This is a genomic window from Paenibacillus sp. 01L418, assembly GCF_056400045.1.
The window spans coordinates 26,118-50,652 of record NZ_JBFTSN010000012.1 but is presented as its reverse complement, the minus strand read 5'-3'; the positions used below and the strand labels follow the sequence as shown (position 1 = coordinate 50,652).

General features: G+C 45.9%; 16 protein-coding genes. 2 read left to right on the top strand and 14 right to left on the bottom strand.

The genetic code is table 11. The features are described from left to right. Both uvrB and AC1DSE_RS03340 read right to left on the bottom strand, forming a co-directional pair. The coding region (gene uvrB / locus AC1DSE_RS03345; protein WP_477527398.1) for an excinuclease ABC subunit UvrB at positions 1-1,382 on the bottom strand (1,382 nt) is incomplete at its 3' end. Positions 1,383-1,606: 224 nt separating this feature from the next. After that, positions 1,607-2,767: a response regulator gene (locus AC1DSE_RS03340; protein ID WP_477511529.1), complete on the bottom strand. Its 1,161-nt coding sequence runs from the start codon at positions 2,765-2,767 to the stop codon at positions 1,607-1,609. A 445-nt stretch (positions 2,768-3,212) separates the two neighbouring features. On the opposite strand from AC1DSE_RS03340, the gene AC1DSE_RS03335 reads away from it, so the two are divergent. After that, positions 3,213-8,387, top strand: a complete 5,175-nt coding sequence (locus tag AC1DSE_RS03335; protein WP_477511528.1) for a SpaA isopeptide-forming pilin-related protein — start codon at positions 3,213-3,215, stop codon at positions 8,385-8,387. 86 nt (positions 8,388-8,473) lie between these two features. Here the strand turns inward: AC1DSE_RS03335 and AC1DSE_RS03330 are convergent, their stop codons facing one another. The 5 genes from AC1DSE_RS03330 to ftsE form a co-directional block, all read right to left on the bottom strand. Beyond that, positions 8,474-9,769, bottom strand: coding sequence for a PDZ domain-containing protein (locus tag AC1DSE_RS03330; protein WP_477527396.1), 1,296 nt, complete (start codon positions 9,767-9,769; stop codon positions 8,474-8,476). A gap of 105 nt (positions 9,770-9,874) precedes the next feature. Next, positions 9,875-11,332 carry a S41 family peptidase gene (locus tag AC1DSE_RS03325; RefSeq protein WP_256710787.1) on the bottom strand — a complete coding sequence of 486 codons (1,458 nt, stop codon included), beginning with the start codon at positions 11,330-11,332 and terminating at the stop codon, positions 9,875-9,877. Between the two features lie 182 nt (positions 11,333-11,514). After that, a complete protein-coding gene (locus AC1DSE_RS03320; RefSeq protein ID WP_256710788.1) occupies positions 11,515-12,774 on the bottom strand; it encodes a murein hydrolase activator EnvC family protein in 1,260 nt (419 codons plus the stop codon). Positions 12,775-12,786: 12 nt separating this feature from the next. Further along, a complete protein-coding gene (gene ftsX / locus AC1DSE_RS03315) occupies positions 12,787-13,704 on the bottom strand; it encodes a permease-like cell division protein FtsX (protein ID WP_076266166.1) in 918 nt (305 codons plus the stop codon). Then, entirely contained in the window at positions 13,694-14,380 is a 687-nt protein-coding gene (ftsE, locus tag AC1DSE_RS03310; RefSeq protein WP_076266167.1) for a cell division ATP-binding protein FtsE, read from the bottom strand. Before ftsE ends, ftsX begins: the two co-directional genes overlap by 11 nt. Before the next feature lie 278 nt (positions 14,381-14,658). Here ftsE and AC1DSE_RS03305 point away from each other — a divergent pair, with 278 nt between their 5' ends. Next, positions 14,659-16,134 carry a VanW family protein gene (locus AC1DSE_RS03305; RefSeq protein ID WP_477511526.1) on the top strand — a complete coding sequence of 492 codons (1,476 nt, stop codon included), beginning with the start codon at positions 14,659-14,661 and terminating at the stop codon, positions 16,132-16,134. A 130-nt stretch (positions 16,135-16,264) separates the two neighbouring features. On the opposite strand, the gene argH is transcribed toward AC1DSE_RS03305, so the two are convergent. From argH to argC, 7 genes are all read right to left on the bottom strand, one after another. Continuing rightward, positions 16,265-17,680 carry an argininosuccinate lyase gene (gene argH / locus AC1DSE_RS03300; protein WP_477511525.1) on the bottom strand — a complete coding sequence of 472 codons (1,416 nt, stop codon included), beginning with the start codon at positions 17,678-17,680 and terminating at the stop codon, positions 16,265-16,267. A gap of 26 nt (positions 17,681-17,706) precedes the next feature. Then, the gene (locus AC1DSE_RS03295) at positions 17,707-18,936 is read right to left on the bottom strand and encodes an argininosuccinate synthase (protein ID WP_477511524.1); all 1,230 of its coding nucleotides are present in this window, start codon (positions 18,934-18,936) and stop codon (positions 17,707-17,709) included. Between the two features lie 51 nt (positions 18,937-18,987). Further along, positions 18,988-19,947 carry an ornithine carbamoyltransferase gene (gene argF / locus AC1DSE_RS03290; protein WP_339205333.1) on the bottom strand — a complete coding sequence of 320 codons (960 nt, stop codon included), beginning with the start codon at positions 19,945-19,947 and terminating at the stop codon, positions 18,988-18,990. 39 nt (positions 19,948-19,986) lie between these two features. After that, a complete protein-coding gene (locus AC1DSE_RS03285) occupies positions 19,987-21,195 on the bottom strand; it encodes an acetylornithine transaminase (RefSeq protein ID WP_477511523.1) in 1,209 nt (402 codons plus the stop codon). Positions 21,196-21,200: 5 nt separating this feature from the next. Next, a complete protein-coding gene (gene argB / locus AC1DSE_RS03280; protein WP_477511522.1) occupies positions 21,201-22,028 on the bottom strand; it encodes an acetylglutamate kinase in 828 nt (275 codons plus the stop codon). A gap of 9 nt (positions 22,029-22,037) precedes the next feature. Next, a complete protein-coding gene (argJ, locus tag AC1DSE_RS03275; protein WP_477511521.1) occupies positions 22,038-23,276 on the bottom strand; it encodes a bifunctional ornithine acetyltransferase/N-acetylglutamate synthase in 1,239 nt (412 codons plus the stop codon). 69 nt (positions 23,277-23,345) lie between these two features. After that, positions 23,346-24,395: an N-acetyl-gamma-glutamyl-phosphate reductase gene (gene argC / locus AC1DSE_RS03270; RefSeq protein WP_477527395.1), complete on the bottom strand. Its 1,050-nt coding sequence runs from the start codon at positions 24,393-24,395 to the stop codon at positions 23,346-23,348. Positions 24,396-24,535 lie beyond the last annotated feature (140 nt).

Sequence of the window (24,535 nt, the reverse complement as noted above, 5' to 3'; positions counted from 1 at the left end):
TTCGTCAGCGTTGTAACAAGAACCCGTTCATCCTTCGCAATGCGATCCCGAATCTCGTTCAACAAGTCATCGATTTGTCCCTTCGTTGGGCGGACATCAATGATCGGATCAATCAGACCAGTAGGACGAATAATTTGTTCGATCATTTTGTCGGTGTGCTCTATCTCGTATGGACCTGGCGTTGCGGATACATAAACGAGCTGCTTGGCCTTCGCCTCGAACTCCTCGAAGCGCAGCGGCCTGTTATCCATTGCTGACGGAAGGCGGAAGCCGTGATTAACGAGCATCTCTTTACGCGCCCGGTCACCATTATACATCGCTCGAATCTGTGGCAGCGATACATGGGACTCATCAATAACAATAACCATATCATCAGGGAAATAATCAAGCAGCGTATAAGGCGTTGCTCCTCGCTCTCTAAAAGTGAGCGGCCCCGAATAGTTCTCAATGCCTGAGCAAAAGCCCATCTCCGCCATCATTTCCAAGTCATAGCGCGTCCGCTGCTCCAGTCGCTGTGCTTMGAGCAGCTTGCCTGCTTCGCGGAGCTCGACGAGTCGTTCCTCCAGCTCCCTCTCAATATTGACGAGCGCTACCTTCATCGTCTCTTCTTGAGTAACGAAGTGAGAAGCAGGGAAAATGGCAATATGATCGCGTTCGCCAATGATTTCGCCGGTGAGCACATCAATTTCTGAAATGCGCTCAATCTCATCACCAAAGAGCTCTACACGAATAGCCCGCTCATTATTGGCGACTGGGAAGATCTCAACAATGTCGCCGCGAACACGGAACGTTCCGCGCGTAAAGCTGATATCGTTGCGCTGATATTGAATATCGACCAGCTTATGCAGAATTGCATCCCGCGACTTCTCCATCCCTACACGGAGCGAAAGCACGAGGCCGCCGTATTCCGTCGGAGATCCGAGACCGTAAATACAGGAAACGCTCGCTACGATGATCACATCACGGCGTTCAAACAAAGAGCTCGTCGCTGAATGTCGAAGCTTATCGATCTCATCGTTTATGCTGGAGTCCTTCTCAATAAACGTATCGGTTGAAGGGATGTATGCTTCCGGCTGATAATAATCATAGTAGCTCACAAAATACTCTACTGCATTGTCAGGGAAAAAAGTTTTGAACTCACTGCACAGCTGTGCGGCCAGCGTCTTATTATGGGCAATTACAAGCGTTGGTCGGTTTAGCTCCTCGATCATGTTCGCGATTGTGTACGTCTTGCCTGTACCCGTTGCTCCCAGAAGCGTCTGATGTCTCTTACCTGCATGAATACCTTCTATAAGCTGTTCGATTGCCTTTGGTTGATCGCCTTGCGGCGTATAATCCGATTTTAACTCAAACAGCCTTGTTTCTTTTGCGAGCTCACTCACGCCTATCATCCACCCCCATCATTCCGAAATATATGCTCTTATCATTATAGTCAAATATAGTCATTTCATTTCATCTGATATTTCAAAATAAGAATGTTTGTTCCCATCTATTATAACGTTATCCTTAAAGTCGCGCAACGTCGGAAAACAAAAAAAGAATACGTACAGCATAGTCAGTTGCTCGCCTGCGCTGATGTATTCTCATTTATGCCGTTGTTCCTCTTTCATAAAAGCATTTCCTTGCCGTTTTTCTTCTCCTGCCATTGCTTGTACCACTCCGTCACCTGCAAAGGAACGGTAAGTCCCAGATCATTTTCTATCGTTTGAAGAAGACGCTCATAGTGGAAAGTCACCTTATCGTAACAGCCCAGCTCATCATAAAGCCTCATCACGATCAGCCCCTCCTCCTCCTCGTAAGGGTCCATCGTTTGTATTCTTTCATACAATTGCAATGCATCGCTTGTTCGATCGCCGCGCTCTAAATAATAAGCAGCTAACATCCTCGCCAAACTCAGCCATAACTGACGTAAACGCTCTCGCTCATACTCCGCCCATAGATATCCGTAATCCTGTAAATAGTCGCCCTCATATTCACCTAGCAGCCGCAAAGCCTGATCCTGATCCTCAGAAATCGAACCGCTAAGCTTAACCATTCCTTGCTCCCACCGCTCCATATCAAGAACGACTTGTCCCATATCGAGAATATAACCTTCTTGAATACTGGAATTATGAATCGCTATGTTCATGTTCATTTTCTGAAGGCATTGCCTAATTTGATAGATAGCCGTGTACAGCTGTGTCATCGCACGCTTCATATCCATCTCTGGAAAAAATAAATCGAGCAGTATCGACTTGTGTACAATTTGCCCGCGGTGATGCAGCAGATAACAAAAAAGCTCCTGGGCTTTAGCCGTTCGCCATTTCGGCAGCTCCGGAGGCTGTCCATAGGAGGATTGAAAACGCAGCGTTTTAAAACAAAAAACGGTCTGCTCCTGCTTCTCGATTTCTTTCGACAACGGTTTTGTGCTCCTGCGCTTCAATAAACGTTCGATTGTTATCTCAACGCGCGATTTCTGAAGCGGTTTTAACAGATAATCAACTGCATTCAGCTCAAATGCCTTTATCGCGTATTCATCATGCGCCGTGACAAAAACAATATCGGCTTGCGGACATATTTCTTGAATAAGCTCAGCTGCTTGAATGCCAGATAATTCAGGCATATGGATATCTAGAAAAACAACATCAGGCTGCAGCTCACTCGCCTGCTCCACTGCTTGTTTTGGATTTTGAAACACATCAATGCTCGTTATTTCCATCGATTGGCGGAGCACCCGCTCCAGTTGAACGAGAGCCAGTCTTTCATCATCGATTACAAGAACCCTCATTTTTCTACACTCCTATCACATTCACAATCATCCTAATTTGTTTACAATTAGAAATTTTCATTTATCTATTTTCATATCGGCTTTTTTCCCAAAATCATTCATGCTTTTGTAACTATATATGAGTAAAAAGACCTAACTTGTTCAGAAATTGTATAGTACTGTTCTATAGAATAAGAATTATGTTGGAATAGATCGTAATATGCCGAAATCGTGTGCGGTTACCATGCATTTTTAACCAAAAATGCCATCACGTACTCCTACCTCTCTGTCAGGTCGGCGCTTTTCTCGCAAAGCACCCTTATATACATAACTCTCCCAACTAACAGCAGGCCGATCACTACATGAAGCTCATTTTAATAAAGAAAGGGATGATGTTTTGCTGCTAGCTCCAAATAACTAGAAATAAATGAATACTCGAGCATTTTAAGATGGAGGATACCAAGAAATGAGAAAAAAGACAACTGCACTCATGATCGCTTTTTTGCTAATTTTTCAATACGTAAACTTTGCCGGTATTTTAAAGCCGGTAGAGGCAGCTGCTATTAATGATAATATTATTACTAAAATGACTTTGACTAACACGGCTACACCTAATTCAGTTATCGCTTCAGTTTATAATTCTGTTTATTATGTCAATCCAGAAATCCGTGTCAACCTCGACAAAGATATTCTCTCATTAAACTACGAGTGGGAGCTTCCCGAAAACCATAAGTACATAGAAGGTGATCAGTTCATATTTGATCTGCCTGCGGAACTAGTCATGTATAGCGGGAATATTACAGAGAAAGCCCTGAGTGCTCCAAATGGTGAACCTAGCGTCGGAACCTATAAGTTAGAAGGGCGAACGGTTACCGTCACGTTTAATGAGTATATCAAAGGGGGGGCACCTGCTTCTGGAACGCTCAGTTTCTGGAGTTTTTTCACAAAAGTAAGCGTCGGCAACCAAACGGAAGTACCTATTAAATTTAATATCGGCGATACCATCACCATTCCGATTGCACCTAAAGGTGTAACATCTCCAATTAGCAAAAAGGGAACACCGGATAAGAGTTTTAATGCTGAGAACATTACTTGGACAGTTGATGTGAACAAGGATCTCAAAAAAGTTAATGGAGCCGTTGTCACAGATACGATTCCTGCTGGTCTGACTTTCACGCCGGGCTCGCTCAAGGTTTACAAAATGACTTCAGACACCGATGGTGTCCTGTCTAATCCAATACTACAAAATGAGCCTGCTGACTATCAAGTGACTGCACCCGTTTCACCTGATAATAAATTGCAGCTAGACTTAGGAAATATAAATTCGGTTTATCGCATTGTATTTGATACAGCTGTTACCGACATCACAAAAGCAAATTTCAAAAATACAGCCACATTAAAGGGCAGCAATATCACCGATGTTTCTGCTTCAGACACGATAACGAACAGCCGCGGCAAGCTGCTTGAGAAATCAGGTACATATAATGAAGCTGCTCAAGTCATCGATTGGACCATTAAATACAATTTTGGCGAAGATACGATAGCAAGCGCTGTTTTGACTGATTTGTTCGATAAAGACCATGAGCTTGTACCAGGTTCCATTAAAGTATTCCCTGTGGCCGATCCGGTTGCTGGCACGCCAGGAACTGAAATACCGTCGACCGACTATACTCTGGACTATGATGTAAGCAGTCATCCAAAAAATCAAAACACCAAGAACGGTTTTAAGCTGTCCTTTAATAACCCAATCACTGGCGCTTATAAAATAACCTACCAAACCAAGCCAGTTGGCAATTTGTATGACGATAAAGCAATTAAAAATACGGTTTATTCGGATAGTAAAGAATCCAATACGGTCACCGTAGATGTTAAGCAGCATTTTTTGCATAAAACAAATAGTAATGCTAACTACAAAGATAGAACGATAGACTGGAATGTTGAAATCAATAGAGACAAATATAATTTGTTTGGTCTGAAATTTGAAGATACTTTCATCAGCGGCGGCTTAAAGCTTGTACCTGGCACCTTGGTCGTCAAGCAAAATGGTATTGTCGTGAATAGTCCGCTTTATACCATCACGTATGATCCAGCCGGTGCAACTAATACAACAAAAGGCTTCAAAATCGATTTTCCAGATGGCAATTCTACTTACACTATCTCATATACAACGGAATACGACTATACGGACGGATCCTATTTTTCTAATACAAATTTCTCTTTCAAAAATACGGGCAAACTGATCTGGAAAGAGACTGCTGTAGGATCAGAGAAAAATCAATCCGAAACGTCAACTTTTACGCCTAATAAGAACACACAGGACAACGGCTATAAGAATGGCAGCTATAATGCCACAGACAAAAAAATTACATGGAACATCGGCATTAACTACAATAGCAAAACAATTGCCAATGCCGTCGTAACAGATACGCTGGAATCGGTACAACAGCTCGTGGCTGGATCGATTGAAGTACGCAAGCTGACTGTGAACAGCAATGGTTCTACGACCCCTGGTGCACTCGTTGCTCCAACAGGAAATTACAGCGTTGTACTTCCAACGACTGCCAACAATAACCAATGGCAGATTGCATTTACTAATCCAATTACTGAGCCTTACCTCATCACATTCAAAACGGATGTGGATGGAAAAGTGCTTGGCGCAACGGAAAAAACAATTAACAATCATGCTTATTTAAGCGGCACTGGTTATACAACGAAGGATCTTACTGCTTCCGTGACGATACCAAAAGCCGGTGAATATGTATTCAAAGAAGGTCAGCAAAATGATGATTCCGTCAATTGGACGATTTATATTAACCGTGGTCAGTCCACTGTTGACGAAGCAAAAATTTATGATGTGCCTAGCAAAAAACAAACGCTTGTCAAAGAATCATTTAAGCTCTATCTTACAAGCGTAAACAGCAACGGCAATGTAACCAAAACTGGTTCGGCTATTAGCCCTACAGATCCGGTTCATGGCTATAAACTAACTTTCAAGGAAAATACGGATCCAGCTATTTCAAGTGATGAGACATTTGAGCTCAGCTTCAACAATGAAATATCCAAACCTTATATTCTTGAATACCAATCCATTATTGATGCTAAAGACAAAGAAACCATTTCAAATACGGTTACTTTCACTGGTGCTGGAGGTATTTCCAAGCCCGTTGACAATGCGACAGAGGTGAAAATAGCATTATCCGGCGGAGAAGGCACTGGCAGTAGCTATAAAGGCGATTTAAAGGTAGTTAAAGTTGACAAAGATGATCCAACGCTCAAGCTGTCCGGCGCTGTTTTTGAACTAACTCGCAATTCGACCGGCGGTGTAATCGCACCATCTAAAAACGCTAATGGCGAGCTTGAATATAACGGCTTGCGTTACGGTAAATACACTTTGAAAGAGAAAAGTGCACCAGCTGGCTACGCAATTGATGGTACAGGCATCTACGAAGTAACGATCAATTCAACGACCGTTCCTGTTGTGAAGGAAATCAAAAACGCGAAGCTTTTAGGCAGCTTGGAAGTAACGAAAGTTGACTCCGCTAATGCAGCAACTGTTCTGGCCGGAGCGACGTTCGAGCTTTTCAATAGCGCTAATGTAAGCCAAGGCACACAAACAACAGCCGCAAACGGCAAAGCAACTTTCACTGGCCTTCCTTATGGCAGCTATGTACTGAAAGAGGTTTCAGCACCTACCGGCTATAGCATCATCGGAAACGGTGAAGTGAATGTTACGATTAATGCTTCTGTTGTTACGAAACAAGTGGGTAATACAAAGCTATTTGGTACTTTGGAAGTCACTAAAGTAGACAGCGTTAATCCTGCAATCGTTCTTTCAGGAGCAACATTCGAGCTGTTCAACAGCGCCAATGTAAGCTTGGGTCAAAAGACGACAGACACTAGCGGCAAAGTATCTTTTACTGGCCTTTCTTACGGCACTTATGTACTAAAAGAAGTTTCAGCACCTGCAGACTACAAAATAATGGGCAGCGGCGAAGTGAATGTGACCATTAATGCAGCTGTAGTATCTGAAAAAGTGAAAAATGAAAAGCTAGAAGGCAGCCTTGAAGTAACCAAGGTAGACAATGATCATACGTCAATCGTTCTTGCCGGAGCTACGTTCGAGCTTTTCAATAGCGCGAATGTAAGCATGGGCAAACAAACGACGGCTGCAAACGGAAAAGCAGTATTCACGGCTCTTCCTTACGGCAGCTACGTGCTGAAGGAAATCTCGGCACCTTATGGCTACAGCATCATCGGCAACGGTGAAGTAAATGTTACGATTAATGCGTCTACTGTATCAAAAGAGGTTAAAAATATTCAGCTGCTCGGAACCTTGGAATTAACGAAAGTAGACAACGATAATACTGCCATTGTTCTTGCTGGAGCTACATTTGAGCTATTCAACAGCGCCAATGTCAGCCTAGGCAAAAAGACAACGGATTCAACCGGCAAACTAACTTTCACTGGTCTTCCTTATGGCAGCTACGTGCTGAAAGAAATCTCAGCACCTGTCAACTACGGCATCATTGGCAGCGGTGAGTTAAGCGTTGTGATTAATGCCTCTACTGTAAGCAAAGAAGTGAAGAATGCTAAGCTGCTCGGCACCTTGGAAGTCACTAAAGTAGATTACGATAATACTACGGTCGTTCTCGCTGGGGCTACGTTTGAGCTATTCAACAGCGCAAATGTAAGCTTAGGCAAACAAACAACATCTTCTAGCGGTAAAATATCGTTCACAGATCTTCCTTACGGCAGCTATGTGCTGAAGGAAATCTCAGCTCCATCCGGCTACAGCATGATTGGCAACGGTGAAGTAAACGTAACGATTAATGCGCCATCTGTATCTAAAGAGATCAAAAATACAAGAGATCCTCTTGGCAGACTGGAAGTAACCAAAGTAGACAGTGCGAATACAACAATCGTTCTTGCTGGCGCTACATTTGAATTGTACAGCACCTCTAATGTGAGCTATGGCAAACAAACGACGGCTGCAAATGGCAAAGTATCCTTCACTGGACTTCCACTTGGCAGCTATGTATTGAAGGAAATCTCAGCGCCTGCTGGTTACAGCATAATCGGCAGCGGCGAAGTAAGTGTCACTATCAACTCTACAGCGGGAAATTCGGTCACAGTTAAAAATAACAAAGTAATTGTGCCAACACCGACGCCAACGATAGTTCCGACACCTACACCAAAACCAACGACAACGCCGAAGCCAACGACAACACCAGTTGCGACGCCTGCGCCGACTACTTCTACAGAAAAGGAAGTTACGGAAGTAGACAAACCAGTTGAAGGTGAAGTGGAAGTCCCTGATGGCAGCGTGCCTGTTGGAGGCGTAAAGCCTGATCATGGTAAAGTTGTCATTACACCAGATGGCAAATGGGTTTACACTCCTGACCCTGGATTTAAAGGAAAAGATACATTCTCTATTATCGTTAAAGATAAAGATGGCAATGAAGAAGAAATCTTCTTCGAAATCGATGTAGAGGATCCGCCTCGCGGCGGAATCACAACACCAGACGTTCCTGTATTGCCTAAAACAGGCGAGAACAGCTACCTGCTTATGCAGCTGCTAGGTCTAGCTATGATCGTTGTTGGTGTTTCGACAATTGTGGTCAAAAGAAGAACAAGACGCTAAGTGACTAAAACGATGCAAAAAAGGTGAATCAGGAATATCCTGATTCACCTTTTTGTTATTTCGAGCCTTTTTATTTCGAGCTATAACTAGCTGTCCATTCTCTCCGCCTGCGCATCACGCCGATTAGAAGCATGATAGCTGCGCAGCAGCTGCAGCAACGACGCTGGCCCAGCCGATGCATAATAGTTGGCCTGTTCATCGGGAGCTAGAATGACCCCGAGCTGATGGTGCTCACCAGCAAATCGCGCCCGTTGCGCAAATTTTAATTCACCTTCAAGATTTAATACTTCCAGCTTGCAAAATGCGGAGTTTTGAACAAGTGCTTCATAAAGGTCTTCTTTTGTCCGCACACGCACACCATTAACCTTGTGCAAAATCTCGCCTGTCAAAAGCCCCATTAATGCCGCTGGAGTGCCAGGCACGATTCCTAATATTCGCAGCCCGCGTGAGTCATGCACATATAATGGCGATAAAGCCGCTTCTCTCACACGGCTTCTCCATATAATAGCTTCATGCAGCAGCAGTGAAACCAGTGCAGCAAGCGGCAGCAGCATAGGCTGYCACCAAGCCAGAATTGCTGCGACAGCTAAGCATATGCTGTACAGCAGCAGCCCTTTCGAGGCATGCTTCGCTTTTTCACGCGGCAATAAAGAACGTGTCATTTCCGTAAATCCGATAATCATAGGCAACGCTACGAACGACCAGCCTTGCGACCAATCTGCTCCAAATAATGGTGTCCACGGCAATGCCGTCATAGATGATCCGCTCGCCCCAGTCGGTACCAGCATAAGCAGCGGGACTGGCCAAAAGCCCTGCAGCATATAGCCACCAACGAGCTTTCCACGTTTACCCTCAAGAAATAATGGCGTCGATAATCGATCACCTTGCCAGCGAACAAGAACGGCTTCTGCAAGATGAAGCAGCGCAACGAGCACAAGCAAACCAGCAGCATCAATTCCTGCAAGGGAGACAGCCAATGACCCGAGCCAATCCGTCCGCTCCGTAAGCGTTGTCCACCCGAGCAGCCACTGAAGAAGAGTAATGACTCCTGCACTGTACGCAAAACATAAGTATCTAATTCGAATCAGCATTAAGATAGCCGCAACTGCCCAAAGCCAAAGTACAGCTTCTCCTGTTAACGATACGCCAACGAATGCTCCTGCAATGGAAACCGCTACACCAATCAAAAGACCCGTTAACATCGCCTTAAAAACCAAGCTTGGCCAATGATGTAGCTTTACTGCAAACATCTGCCTCTCCACTCGTATTTGCCTTGTATACTGTAAAATGATGAATAACACCGCAATATAATAAAATGGCTGTGCAACTAATTGGACAGCCGCTTGCCCGAGCATTTCCAATAACTCGATCGCCGTTTCCAAAGCTAACACTCCTTCGCTCGTTCCCCATATCCTTATAAACATAAAAAAATAAAAGGCCGACCCTGTTAAACAGAGTCAACCTCTTATTCATTCGACATGCGCGTATTATTTCCTGCCTACAGCCTTAATTGCTTCAAGCAGCTGCTTATCATTCTTTTTATCCTGAATCCATTTAATGACTTCCTTCTCAAGCGTTTCACCCGTTTGCTTATCGACCTGTCCCGTGGCCGGCAAGCTATGCTCGGATTGGAATTTCTTAACGGCTTCTGCCGTCTCCGCTCCGAAGTAACCATCTTCACGCTTAGGTTGGTATCCAAGACCATGCAGCATAATTTGAACGCTCCGTACTTGTTCGCCCAGCATATCCTGCTTTAACGTCTCGGATAGGGTAAGTCTTGCAACGGTATACAAATCCGGCGGCTGTACCGTAAGATCGGGTTTTATGCCATTTTCATGAATCCAATTGCCCTTAGGCGTTAACCATTTGGCTATGGTCATCTTGAGCAGGCTTCCGTCGCCAAGCGCTTTGTTGTAGCTTACTTGAACAGTGCCTTTGCCAAAGGAGGTTTCGCCAACGAGCTTCGCTCCCGCGCTTTCCTGCAAAGCTCCTGCCAATATTTCCGATGCGCTTGCGCTCCCTTTATTCATAAGAACCGCTATGGGGTACGTTTTTTCTTGTCCCTTCGACAGCGTTTTTTCCCGGTTTCCTTCACGATCCTCTACCTGTACGACTGTCGTACCTTTAGCTAGGAAGGTTTGAGCGATCTCTACAACAACGGGAAGCACGCCTCCAGGATTGTTGCGCACATCAAGAACAAGCCCCTTCATCCCTTGCTCCTCCAGCTTCGCGAGCTCCTGCTTAAACCGCTCTGCCGTATGCAGTGAGAATTGTCTGATTTCAATGACGCCTGTACCATCCGGCTGCAGGCTGCCATATACCGTTTCCACATCGATATCGTCGCGAATGAGCACGAGCTGGATCGGATCAGAAAAACCGACACGCTGTACTTGAATTTTCGCTTTGGTTCCTTTTGGACCACGAATCTTCGCTACCGCATCCTGCAAATTCAGTCCATCGAGCTTCGCACCGTTAACCGAAAGCAAAATATCCTTCGCTAATAGGCCGGAACGTTCTGCCGGCGAGCCTTTAATCGGAGAAACGACGACAACCCGTCCATTTTCAAGCGTAACCTCTGCTCCGATACCTGTAAACGAGCCTTCGATCGATTCCGAAAAGTGCTTAGCTACGTCCTTCTCCATGTAAACGGAATAGGGATCATCCAGCGACGACATCATTCCGCTTACAGCACCATCAAGCAGCTCCATGCGATCGACCTTCTGATAATATTTTGTTTCAATTAATTCCAGCACCGCATTAAGCTTCGTCAGCTCTTCTTTTTTAAGCCTGAAGCGATCACCGTCATCAGCTGCCGCTGCTGAAAGAGCAGGCGCTGCTGGCTTGTCCGGTTTAATCATTTGGTCCGCGATCGTTAGCGTAACGAGTACGGATGCAATCATCGTTAGCATAACGAACGCGAATACTGTCCGTCCTTTGAAATGCACCTGTCTACACCACCTTCTCATCTTACACGGTCTTAGATTTAAGACCACACTAGTATATGACAAGCCGCTTACAATTATTTGCATTATTCGGTAAAAATGATCACTTTATCATTTATTTTATGTTTGATTTTAAACAAGGCAGCCACAGGGGCTGCCTCTTGATGTATTTTATGAAAGATTGCCTATTTTAAATATCCGCCTGGATTAACAGGAGTTTGGTTTTTACGCACTTCAAAATGTAAATGTGGCCCCGTCGAATTGCCTGTACTGCCAACCTCAGCAATTTTCTGGCCTTTCTTGACGGTTTCGCCTTTTTCAACTTTGATTCCACCATTACGAATATGTCCATAAAGAGTCCACAAGCCATTACCATGGTCAATAATGACACAATTTCCGTATGTGCTCCACTTTTGGGCAACGAGTACAACACCGTCTTCCGCTGCGAAAATATCTGTTCCCTGCGGTGCTGCAAAATCCGTTCCTGTATGAGTGTGTGTTTTGCCTGTAATCGGATGAACCCGTGTGCCAAAGCTTGAGCTTACGCGATAGTTATCCCTTATCGGCATACCCAGCTTACCGCCCGTATACGGATTCGATATTTTGTTTTTCTCTGCATTCAACTTCGATACTTTCGCAGCAAGCGCCATAAGCAGCTCCTCTTGCTCTTTGCTGATGCCCTCGAGCTCCTCTAACGTGGAGTCGATTTGTACAAGCTTATTATCCAGTTGTTTGATATTTGTATTATAGCTGGCAATCATAACTTCTTTCTCTTGCTCTTTCTTCACTAGATGAGCTTCATACTGCTCCAGCTTCTCATAAATCTTTTTCACTTCAGCAAATTGCTTCTCTACTTCTATTTTCTTCTGAGCAACAAGCTCCTTCTCTTCTCTTTGCTCCGCCAAAATATCCCGATCCTGCGACAGAATCGATTGAAGAGCATCGAATCGATCAATAAAATCTGTAAAGCTAGTCGCACTCAAGAGTACGTCCATATAAGATACAAAACCGTTCGTATACATAAGACGCATGCGAGATTGCAGCAGCTCATCGCGTGTCACTACACGCTCTTCAGCCTGCTCCAGCTCAAGGCCGGTTTGCAGCAGTTCTTCTTCCTTCGCATCGCTTTGTGCTTGCATCTTTGTTTTGTTGATGACGACATTATCAATCTCTGCCATCAAATTAGCGATAGAAGCTTCCGCTTCTGTTTTTTTCCCAAGGATAGTTACCTTCTCATTCTCTGCTGTCTTAGCCTGATTATGAGCATTAGCGGCTTGGCGCTCAGCTTTAGCTGCGCGTTGCTCCGCTTCCTTCATTTCCGCCTTAGCGGCAGCTATTTGTTTCTTTATTTCGCTAAGAGAAGCAGCTTCTCCTCCTGTTGGTTGCATAACAAATACCGCAAGCATCATCGTAACTGTGAATAACAGCCATTTCCTCTTCTTCACTTTCGCATCCTCCTACACTTTCAAATACTTGCGTATCGAGATCGTGCTGCCCCAAATGCCGATTAATGTTCCGAGTACGATGAGCAGCGTGGCAGTCAGCATTCCTGACTCCTCTACCGTGACGAGCTTAATCATCATTAGCGATAATTCCATTTGCGTAAACTTCACAAGCTGTGAGTAACCTGCAAGCACAGCTACCGTTGTAATAACCGAGCTAATAATTCCAATCAGTGCACCTTCAATGAAAAACGGCCAGCGAATAAATGAATTCGTCGCGCCAACCAGCTTCATAATGCCAATTTCTCTGCGTCTTGCGATAATGGTCATTTTGATCGTGTTCGAGATCAAGAACATTGCTGTTACGGATAGACCTACAACAACGACGATACCTATGTAACGCAAAGCATTCGTAATTTTGAAAAGAGTCTCGACCGTGCCTTGTCCATATTTGATTTTGGCAATCGGTATAAGCTCATCTGCTTTATTGATCGCATCGATCTGTTTTGCTGCATCCTCGATCGATTGCGGCTCATAAACCTCTACCGTAAATGAATCCGGCAGCGGATTTTTTTCCTTCTCATAACCATCCAGCAAATCCTTGTTCTCATCACCAAGGTTTTTACGAAGCAGCTCTAGTCCCTCTGCTTTAGACACAAATGTTACTTGCTTTACCTCTGTTAAATTGCCGATTTTGTTCTGAAGCTCTGTTATCTTCGCTTTGTCTACATTTAGCTGTAAGAACACACGAATTTGCACTTGACTCTCGATCTGTGCCGCCATGGAATTGACGTTGAGTGCGAGCAATAAAAACACGCCAAGAATGAACAAGGATATAAATATCGAGCTTACTGAAGCAAACGACATCCAGCCATTTCTAATGATGTTTTTGGCGCCTTCTCGCAGATGACGGAGTATAGTTCTAAGCTTCATAGCCGTACTCCCCTCTAGCCTCGTCACGTACGATATTGCCGTTCTCGATTGCAATGACGCGCTTGCGTATGGAGTTAACGATATCTTTATTGTGGGTAGCCATTACGATGGTTGCACCGCGGAAGTTGATTTCCTCAAGCAAGTTCATGATGCCCAGCGACGTTTCCGGGTCCAAGTTGCCTGTGGGCTCGTCCGCTACGATAACAGATGGGTTATTTACAATCGCTCGTGCAATCGATACACGCTGCTGCTCACCGCCCGACAACTGTGCCGGCAGGCTTGCATGCTTATGCTTCAGTCCTACGAGTTCAAGCACCTCCATCGTTCGCCTCTTAATGACGCGGGTTGGGGCTTCTATAACCTCCATGGCAAATGCAACGTTTTCAAATACGGTTAATTTGGGTAATAGTCTAAAGTCCTGAAAAATAACGCCAATATTTCGTCGAACAAATGGGATTTTTCGCGGCTTCAACTTTCCTATATTAAATCCATTAACAGAAATCTGTCCTTTTGTCGGTACTTCCTCACGATAGATCAACTTCATAAATGTTGACTTACCTGCACCTGATGGTCCTACTAGATAAACAAACTCGTTGCGATCTATACGAACAGAGACGCCTTTTAACGCATGCGTTCCGTCGGTGTACGTTTTCCATATGTCTTGCATCTCAATCACATTATCACATCCTGTTTATAGTCAGTACTACTATTTCGACAGTTTGTGCTGAATTCCTTCATAAGGAGCTCGCTTTCCTCATTTTTCACAAATCTCATAATCGAAGCAATTGTCGAATCAACCTCCTAAAACGTATTAGACAAAATTGCAGAGTAAGCAGCATATACATATAAGACTGCTTTTTTAACATATAAGCATTTATAAGTTTGTTAGCTTATAAAGGGCTTATATTTCTCCGTCAAAACCGCTTCAGCGCCCTTAGGTCGCCGAAGGCGTTTTTGCTTGACACGCAGAAAGGAGTGTTTCGTATCATAAAACGTATCCATATTGGCATTATCATCGCAGCATCGCTGCTTCTTATTGCAGCAGTAGGTTGGGGCTTTATTTGGAATTATGCACAGCAAAAAACAGTTCCTGATGGGGTTGATGCCGGCGGCATCGCTGTTGGCGGCATGCAAGTAACAGATGCCCTTAAGCTGCTTGAGGAATATGAGAGCTCGCTGCAGCAGCGCACCATTACTATTCATGCCGCTGCTAATGCTGGCGACAGTAAGCAGTGGACCGTAAACGAGCTTGGGTATAAAGCGGAATTCAAAACCATTCGCGAGGCATTATTGAAGCTGGACGAAGGTGAAATATGGGATCGTGCCGTTTACCGCTATCAGTTCCCCAAGCAATATGAGCTCTCACAAGCTTGGAATTCAGACGCCTTTGATGCCGCACTTCGCAAGCAGTGGAGCTGGATTGAAAAGAGTGCAACCAAAAATGCTGTCCGAAGGATCACAGATACCGACCAAGTCATCTACGAACCGCATGTCGATGCTTTTCGCTTGGATACTGGAAAGCTTACCGATCAGGTAAATGATTGGGTTATCATAAAAAGGGAGAATATCGGAGCACCTGTTGAGAAGGCTTTTGAAGCTGAGCTGCCAATTACCGTCATTCATCCGGAGGTGACGCTTGAGAAATTGAAGGATGAAGGCATTGAACGAAAAATTATATCATTTTCCACTGATTTCAGGACGAGCGCAGAAGGACGTGCCCATAACGTGACTGTAACGGCAGAAACGCTCAATGATTGGGTGCTTGCGCCAGATGAAATATTTGATTATGACAAGCTCATTACGAGAGCAGAGGAATTATATGAGTATCGCGAGGCGCCCGTTATTTTGAACGGCAAGCTTGTTCCAGGTATCGGCGGCGGTATTTGCCAAGTCTCAAGTACACTTTATAATGCTATTCTTCGAGCAGGGCTAGAAATTGTTGAACGGCGCAATCACTCTTTGCCGGTTGCTTATTTGCCTATTGGCCAAGATGCTACTTATGCAGGTGGTGCGATTAACTTTCGTTTCAAAAACACAACGGGCAAATATCTCATCATTCGCACCTCAGTAGATGATCGCAAACTGACGATCAAGCTGTTCGGTACGATGAAAGAAAACGAAAAATACGATATCGAATCGGTAACGCTCAAAACGATTGCCCCTGCTATTCAGGAGAAAACAAATTCTCGCCTATCGCCAGGCCAGAAGGTTACTGTGGAATCAGGAAAACAAGGTTATGTTGTAGAAACATACCGTACGTTTACGCGTGACGGCAAGGTTATCTCCCGTGACCGCTTGTCACGCGATACGTACAAGGCTCAGCCAACCATCATCGAGATTGGTCCAATGAAAGGCGGCAAGGGGCCGTCGGCAACGCCGACTCCGCCACAGCAAACGACAGAGCCCCTGCTTGAGGACGGCGTTTTTTAGGAGAACGATGCAAGCAAAGTGCGGGCTGTTAATGAATATAGCAAAAAAAGCAGTTCAGATCGCTGCCTCCAAGGCAACGCTGAACTGCTTTTTATTTTATAAACCTTATTTCGCTAAAGAGCGAACTCTATTATCTGCTGCGTCCAAGATACTCAGTCACCCAAGCTGCAGTTTGCTCAAGAGCCACCTCTGCGCGTCCAATCGCATCTTGCACTTGTGTTTTTGCTGTGCCGCCGTAAACGTTACGAGCATTAACAACCTGTTCTGGTTGAAGCACGGCATAAATGCGATCATCGAACAACGATGAGAACTTTTTGAACTCTTCCAGCGTCAGGTCTAGCAAGTATTTGTTTTGCTCGATGCAATACAATACCGTTTTCCCGATAACCTCATGCGCTTGGCGGAAAGGCAAGCCTTTGCCAACAAGGAAGTCTGCAATATCTGTTGCGTTCGAGAAGTCCTGGTTAACGGCTTGACGCATCCGTTCCTTGTTCACCTTCATCGTTGCGATCATTGGAGCGAACAATTGAAGCGCGCCTTGCAGCGTCTTCACCGTATCGAACATGCCTTCTTTGTCTTCTTGCATGTCTTTGTTGTAAGCAAGAGGCAGTGACTTAAGAACCGTCAACAAGCCAACAAGGTCTCCGTAAACGCGTCCCGTTTTACCGCGAACAAGCTCGGGTACGTCTGGGTTTTTCTTTTGCGGCATAATGCTGCTGCCGGTGCAGAATGCATCGTCCAGCTCAACAAAGTGGAATTCCGTGCTCGACCAAAGGATGAGCTCCTCGCTAAGGCGCGAAAGATGCATCATGATGATCGATGCGTCCGCAAGAAACTCAACAATGAAGTCACGGTCGCTTACCGCATCCAAGCTGTTCTCATAAACGCGGTCAAACTTAAGCTGGCTCGCCACATAATGGCGATCGATTGGGAAGGTTGTCCCTGCCAAAGCGCCTGCTCCAAGTGGAAGTACATTGATGCGCTTGTAGCTATCCTGCAAACGCTCAATATCGCGTCCAAACATCGATACGTAAGCCATCAAATGATGTGCAAACAAGATCGGCTGCGCACGCTGCAAATGCGTGTAACCAGGTACAATGGTATCAATGTTAGCTTTTGCTTGCTTGATAAGTGCAGATTGAAGTTTATAAAGCATATCTACGAACTCGACAACGCGCTTGCGAAGCCATAAATGCATATCCGTCGCCACTTGATCGTTCCGGCTGCGTCCTGTATGCAGCTTGCCGCCTACAGAGCCAACATCATCGATTAGCGTCTTTTCGATATTCATATGGATATCTTCGTCTCCGATTGAGAACTCGATATCATCACGTTTGATGCGTTGAAGGACGCGGTGCAGCCCGTCCTTAATCTTCTCAACGTCATCCAGCGGAAGAATACCTTGCTTGCCCAGCATCGTTACATGCGCCAGACTGCCTTGAATATCCTCTTCAGCGAGTTCCTTGTCGAACATGATTGATGCTGTGTATTCCTCTACCAATTGGTCCGTTTTTTTTGTAAAACGACCGCCCCATAATTTACTCACTGGTTCGTAACACTCCCTTGTAAACCTTATTTATTGCTAACTGCCGACGATACTTTTAGACGCAATGCGTTCAGACGGATGAAGCCAGTCGCATCCCCTTGATCGTATGCTTGCGTTGGATCAGCTTCCATCGTTGCAATATCAGGGTTGTACAAGCTCACTGGGCTTTGTACGCCTGCTCCGATAACATTTCCTTTGTACAGCTTCAAGCGAACAACGCCGCTCACATTTTTTTGCGATTCTGTCACAAGTGCTTGCAAAGCAAGACGCTCAGGAGCGAACCAGAAGCCGTTGTATACGAGCTGGCTATATTTTGCAATCAATGAATCACGAAGATGCATAACCTCGCGGTCCATTGTTAAAGATTCCATTTTGCGGTGAGCTGTGAACAAGATTGTACCGCCCGGTGTTTCGTACACGCCGCGGCTCTTCATGCCGACGAAACGGTTCTCAACCATATCAACGCGTCCGATGCCGTGCTTGCCGCCAAGCTCATTCAGCGTGTCCATAACTTCTAGCGGGCTAAGCTCTTTGCCGTTAATAGCTGTGCAATTGCCCTCTGCAAAAGTAAGCTCAACATATTCTGCTTTATCCGGCGCGTTCTCAGGAGATACGCTTAGCACATACATGCTTTCGTTTTCTTCAGAGCTAGGATCGAACCAAGGATCTTCCAGCATGCCGCTCTCGAAGCTGATATGCAGCAGGTTGCGGTCTGTCGAATAAGGCTTCGCAGCAGACGCTGTAACTGGAATATTGTGTTTCTCTGCATAAGCGATCATTTCCGCACGACCCGGGAATTCTTCACGGAATGCTTCAAGGCGCCATGGCGCGATAACGCCGATCTCAGGAGCTAGTGCAGCAGCAGTCAGCTCAAAACGAACCTGATCGTTGCCTTTGCCTGTAGCACCGTGTGCGATATAAGCTGCGCCTTCTTCGCGAGCGATATCAACCATACGCTTAGCGATAAGCGGACGGGCAATGGAAGTACCGAGCAAATATTGACCTTCATAAAGCGTTCCTGCTTGGAACATCGGGTAGATGAAGTCTTTGGCAAATTCATCGCGAAGATCGTCGATGTACACTTTAGAAGCGCCCGTTGCCAGTGCTTTTGCTTCCAAGCCGTCCAGCTCATCCTTTTGACCGATATCTGCTGTAAATGCGATGATTTCTGCGTCATAAGTTTCTTTCAACCATTTGAGGATAACCGAAGTATCCAAGCCTCCGGAGTAGGCGAGTACGATTTTTTCTTTTGCCATAGTATTGTTTTACTTCCCTTCGAATAAATTCATATATTTATAGCGTTTAAGCTAGGACATAATTGCTGCCATAATCGCTTTTTGTGCATGAAGACGGTTCTCTGCCTGGTCGAAAATAATCGAACGATCGCCGTCGATTACGCCTTCGCTCACTTCTTCGCCGCGGTGTGCAGGCAAGCAGTGCATGAAGAGATAGTCCTTCTTCGCATATTTTGTAATCGCCTCATTAACCTGATATGCCGCAAAAGCAATCTCGCGTTCCTTCTGCTCTGCTTCTTGCCCCATGCTCGCCCACACATCCGTGTACACGATATCAGCGTCAGCAATAGCTTCCTTCGGATCGCGGCAAATGTGAATTTGCGAGCCTGTTTCAGCAGCATGATCCTTCGTTTGCTGAATAATATCTGCATCCGGCTCGTAACCCTCAGGAGTCGCAACAGACATATGAAGGCCAAGCTTCGCAGCGCCCATCAACAGGGAATGAGTCATATTGTTGCCATCGCCGATATAGGCAATTTTTAAGCCTTCTAAACGACCCTTTTGCTCAAGAATGGTTTGGTAATCTGCAAGCGCTTGGCATGGATGTGAAAGATCCGTCAAACCGTTAATAACCGGAATCGTCGCTCCACGAGCAAGCTCAACCACTTTGCGATGCGCAAATGTACGAATCATAATTCCATCTAGATAGCGGGACAACGTCTGGGCTGTATCCCAGATCGTTTCGCCGCGACCGATTTGCAGGTCATTTCCACTTAGGAATAGACCTTGACCGCCAAGCTGATACATCCCAACTTCGAACGATACGCGCGTACGTGTAGACGATTTTTCAAAGATCATGCCAAGCGTCTTACCTTTTAGAATATGATGAGTTTCGCCTGCTTTTTGTTTTTGCTTCAAATCAATCGCTAGGTCGATCAAGTAACGAATTTCCTCTGGCTTAAAATCAACCAGCATGAGAAAGTCGCGCCCCTTCAAGCTTTGCGCCAAATCCTCGTTTACTATTCCTTGCATGGTAGAGCCCTCCTTCAGCTTAAAACAATGTTCTAGCATTTATGATTTAACGACTGGTCGCTTCGCTTCCAATAGTTCGACTAATAACGCAACAGCAATATCTATTTCTTCATCCGTAACGAGTAAATTAGGCAATAGGCGGATGACATTTGGCCCTGCCGAAATGGCGATTAGACCACGTGTCTGAGCCTCGTTCAAAATATCGGCAATCGGCTCCGCGCATGCAATTCCTACTAGCAGGCCAAGTCCGCGAACCTCATGAACAAATTCATTTCCCGCAAGCTTCTCGCGAAGCTGCGAAATGAGATATTCGCCCTTTTGCGCTGCGCGCTCCGATAAATTCTCGCCAACAATTGTCTCAAGAGTTGCCTTTACAACTGCTGTTGCAATCGGCGTTCCGCCGAATGTTGAGCCATGGCTGCCTGCCGTAAAGCCATCACGAAGCTTTTCCTTTGCTGCCATAGCGCCAACAGGAAACCCGCTTCCAAGACCTTTCGCCATCGTGAAAATATCAGGCTCAATGCCGTAATGCTCATATGCGAACAGCTTGCCTGTACGTCCCATTCCTGTTTGAATCTCATCCACAATAAGAAGGATGCCTTGCTTCTCGCATAACGCAACAAGCGCCTTCATATAGTCTGGATCAACCGGATAAATACCGCCCTCCGCTTGCACCATTTCCAGCATGACTGCTGCAGTCTGATCAGATACAGCCGCTTCAAGCGCAGCGAAATCGTTCAGCGGGATGGTTTTGAAGCCAGCCGGCAGCGGCGCAAAACCTTCCTTCACCTTATCCTGGCCAGTTGCCGTAAGCGTAGCTAGCGTACGGCCATGAAACGATTGCTCAAAAGTAATGATTTCGAACCGACCATTGTTCAGTACCTTCTGATTGTAACGGCGTGCAAGCTTGATAGCCGCTTCGTTCGCTTCAGCACCCGAGTTGCAGAAAAAAACAGCATCCGCGCAGCTATTGTCGGTAATGAGCTTGCCTGCATCCGCTTGGTTCGGAATATGGAACAGATTTGATACATGCCACAATTCATCGAGCTGCTTAACAAGCGCCGCTTTGATTTGTTTAGGAGCATGCCCTAGATTTGTAACGGCAATACCGCTCATAAAATCAAGATATTTATTTCCTTTATCATCCCATAACCAGCTGCCTTCACCTTTTACCAATGCCATTGGATATCTTGCATAGGTTGGAAAAAGAGATTGGTCAGCTGCAGCTGTTGCATTCGTTTCACTCATCGACCTTACACCCGCCCTTCATGGATTTGAACAATTCGTGTACCGACGCCGCCTTCGCGTACCGCTCTCGTCAGCACACCTGGCTCCTCGCCGCTTACGATCACAACTTCACGCACACGTCCTTGAATGCACTGAATGGCTGCGCGAACTTTTGGAATCATGCCGCCGTAAATCTCACCGCTCGTTATCATCTCTTCGATCTCAGCAACGGAGACAACAGGAAGCACCTGCTTCTGTCCATCTACTGTTTTGAGAATGCCTGGCACATCCGTTACAACGATCATTCGCTCTACTCCGAGATGGGACGCAACAGCGCCTGCAGCCGTATCCGCATTAATGTTGTAACGCTGTCCTTGATCATCAATACCGATAGGTGCAATAACCGGAATGTAACCCATGCCCATAACACCTTCAATAATCTCAGCATTTACATCGGTTACGTCGCCAACAAAACCAATCTCGGCAGCATTCGCAACTGGCTGCGCTTGAATGAGCTTGCCGTCCACCCCGGATAGTCCGAGTGCCTTCGCGCCGTTGATTTGAATTTTACGCACAATTTCTTTATTGATACGCCCTGCAAGTACCATCTCAACGATGTCAAGCACAGCATCGTTCGTTACACGCAGACCATTAACAAATCCCGTCTCGATTCCCAGCTTGCCAAGCGTTTCCGATATCGCTGGACCACCGCCATGTACGATGACCGGAAGAACGCCAGAGAGCTGAAGCTCCCGCAACTCGTCAAAAAAGCTGTTAGGAAGCGCCGCTAGCGTACTGCCTCCGCATTTCATTACAAATCGTTGCTCCGTCACTGTTCCATACCCTCCAAGCATCTACTTTGCTTATGTCCGATATGCCGCATTAATGCGAACATAGTCATAGGTCAAATCGCAGCCCCATGCTGTTGCCGTTCCTTCGCCATTATGTAAGTCAACGCGAATAACAACGGTATCGCCTTTCAAATATTCCAAGGCAACCTCTTCATCAAACACAACAGGACGGGATTGCTCAAGCGTCAAAATATCGCCAAGTCGAATGTCCACTGTTTCTGGATTAACCGGCTGGCCTGCACGGCCTACTGCCGCAATAATACGTCCCCAGTTCGCATCCGCTCCAAACACGGCCGATTTCACAAGTGACGATCCAATAACCGTCTTTGCAATCGCTTGTGCTGAGTCGTCACTTACTGCACCGTTCACCTGCACCTCAACGAGCTTAGTTGCGCCTTCGCCATCACGGGCGATCGCTTTGGCAAGCACCTCACATACATGACGGATAGCCGCTACAAAAGCTGCCCAGCCTTCGTGGGCTTCTGTCAGCTCCGAGTTGCCAGCAAGTCCACTCGCCATAGCCACCAGCATATCGTTCGTGCTTGTATCTCCATCAACGGTAATCATATTGAAAGTCAGATCTGTCGCAAGGCGCAGCACCTTCTGAAGCGCTTCGCTTCCGATGGCTGCATCTGTCGTTACGAATCCAAGCATCGTCGCCATATTCGGATGAATCATGCCCGAGCCTTTGGCTGCACCTGAGACATATACACGTTTGCCGTCTAGTTCAAGCTCGACACATACCATCTTTTGAACCAAATCTGTGGTTAAAATCGCTTGGCAAAAATCATCCGCGCCTGTACGATTTCCATCCAGCTTAGCAGGCAGTCCATCGATGCCAGCGCGTACTTTGTCCATTTTCAAAAGCTCGCCAATAACGCCTGTAGATGCTACGGCTACCTGTTCAGAAGATACGCCGATTGATTCCGCAAATCTAGAGCGCATTTCGTATGCGTCCGCTTCGCCTTGCTTACCTGTGCACGCATTCGCATTGCCGCTATTTACAAGCACAGCACGCAGGACGCCGCCAGCGCCGATACTCTCACGAGTTACTTGAAGCGGAGCGGCTTGAAATACATTCGTTGTATATACGCCCGCTGCTGCTGCTGGAACCTCGCATACGATTGCGCCAAGATCGTGACGCGTCGTTTTTTTGAGACCACAGTGCAATCCACCTGCTTTGAAGCCTTGAGGCGTTGTTATCGAGCCGTCAGCGACGACCGAGAACAAGGCTGTTTTATCCTGTCCCATCGTAAAATCGTATCTCCTTCACCTGTATGAGTATGGTTATAAGATCAGTAGGAATGTCTTCGTTATTAATTAAGGATAAACGGGAACGAATTGCAAACCGAGCGTCTCGTCCCAGCCCATCATCAGGTTCAAGTTTTGGATCGCTTGACCCGCAGCGCCTTTAACCAGGTTGTCGATAACAGAAACGATAGTTACACGATTCGTACGCTCATCGACGGCAAAGCCGATATCGCAATAGTTGGAGCCCCAAACTTCTTTAGTAGATGGCCATTGTCCTTCTGGACGAATACGTACAAACTTACGTCCTTCATAGTAGGAACGGTAGAGATCAATAAAATCGCTAGTGCTCCGCTCGCCTTGAACGACAGCATACATCGTAGACATAATGCCGCGCGTCATTGGCACGAGATGAGTTGTAAAGGTAGTCACGACTGGCTTATTAGCCGTATGAGATAACACCATTTCAATTTCTGGAATATGTTGATGCTGATTTAGCTTATATGCTCTTAAATTTTCATTAAGTTCTGAATAATGAGTGCCTAGTGACGCACCGCGACCAGCACCGGAAACGCCTGACTTGGCGTCAATGATGATGGTAGACGGGTCAATCCAGCCTTCTTTGACAGCTGGGAGAAGCCCTAGCAGTGTCGCAGTTGGGTAACAACCTGGATTGGAAATAAATGGAGCATCCTTCACTTGGTCGCCGTATATTTCAGCAAGGCCAAACACGGCTTGCTTCAAGTAAGCCTCATCCGCTGCAGGCTTCTTATACCACTGCTCATATAATGCTGGCGATTTTAAGCGGAAATCTCCTGATAGATCAATAATTTTCAAACCAACTTCAAGCAAAGCTGGAACCAGTTTAGCTGCTACGCCAGCAGGTGTAGCTAGAAATACTACATCTGYCTTTGCTTTAATCGCAGCAGGATCGACATCATCAAGCAGCTCTTCGCTAATGCCAATGAGGTGTGGATATCCTTCTGTTATAGACGTACCTGCGCTGGATGACGAAATGACCGATGTCACCTCAGCCAGCGGATGGGATGCGAGCAATCGAATGAGTTCTACACCGCCATAGCCAGTTGAACCGATAATCGCTATTTTCACCTTTATGCTCATGTTAATCTCTCCCCGAAACTAGATGCTGCAAGCTGTCTTTTCCCCTGCTATGCAGCTTCATCTATTGCTCTTTCCGCACGCGGAAAGGATGTTTTCTTCCACAACTTATAATTGTACAACATTCGGAAGTTGATGGAAAT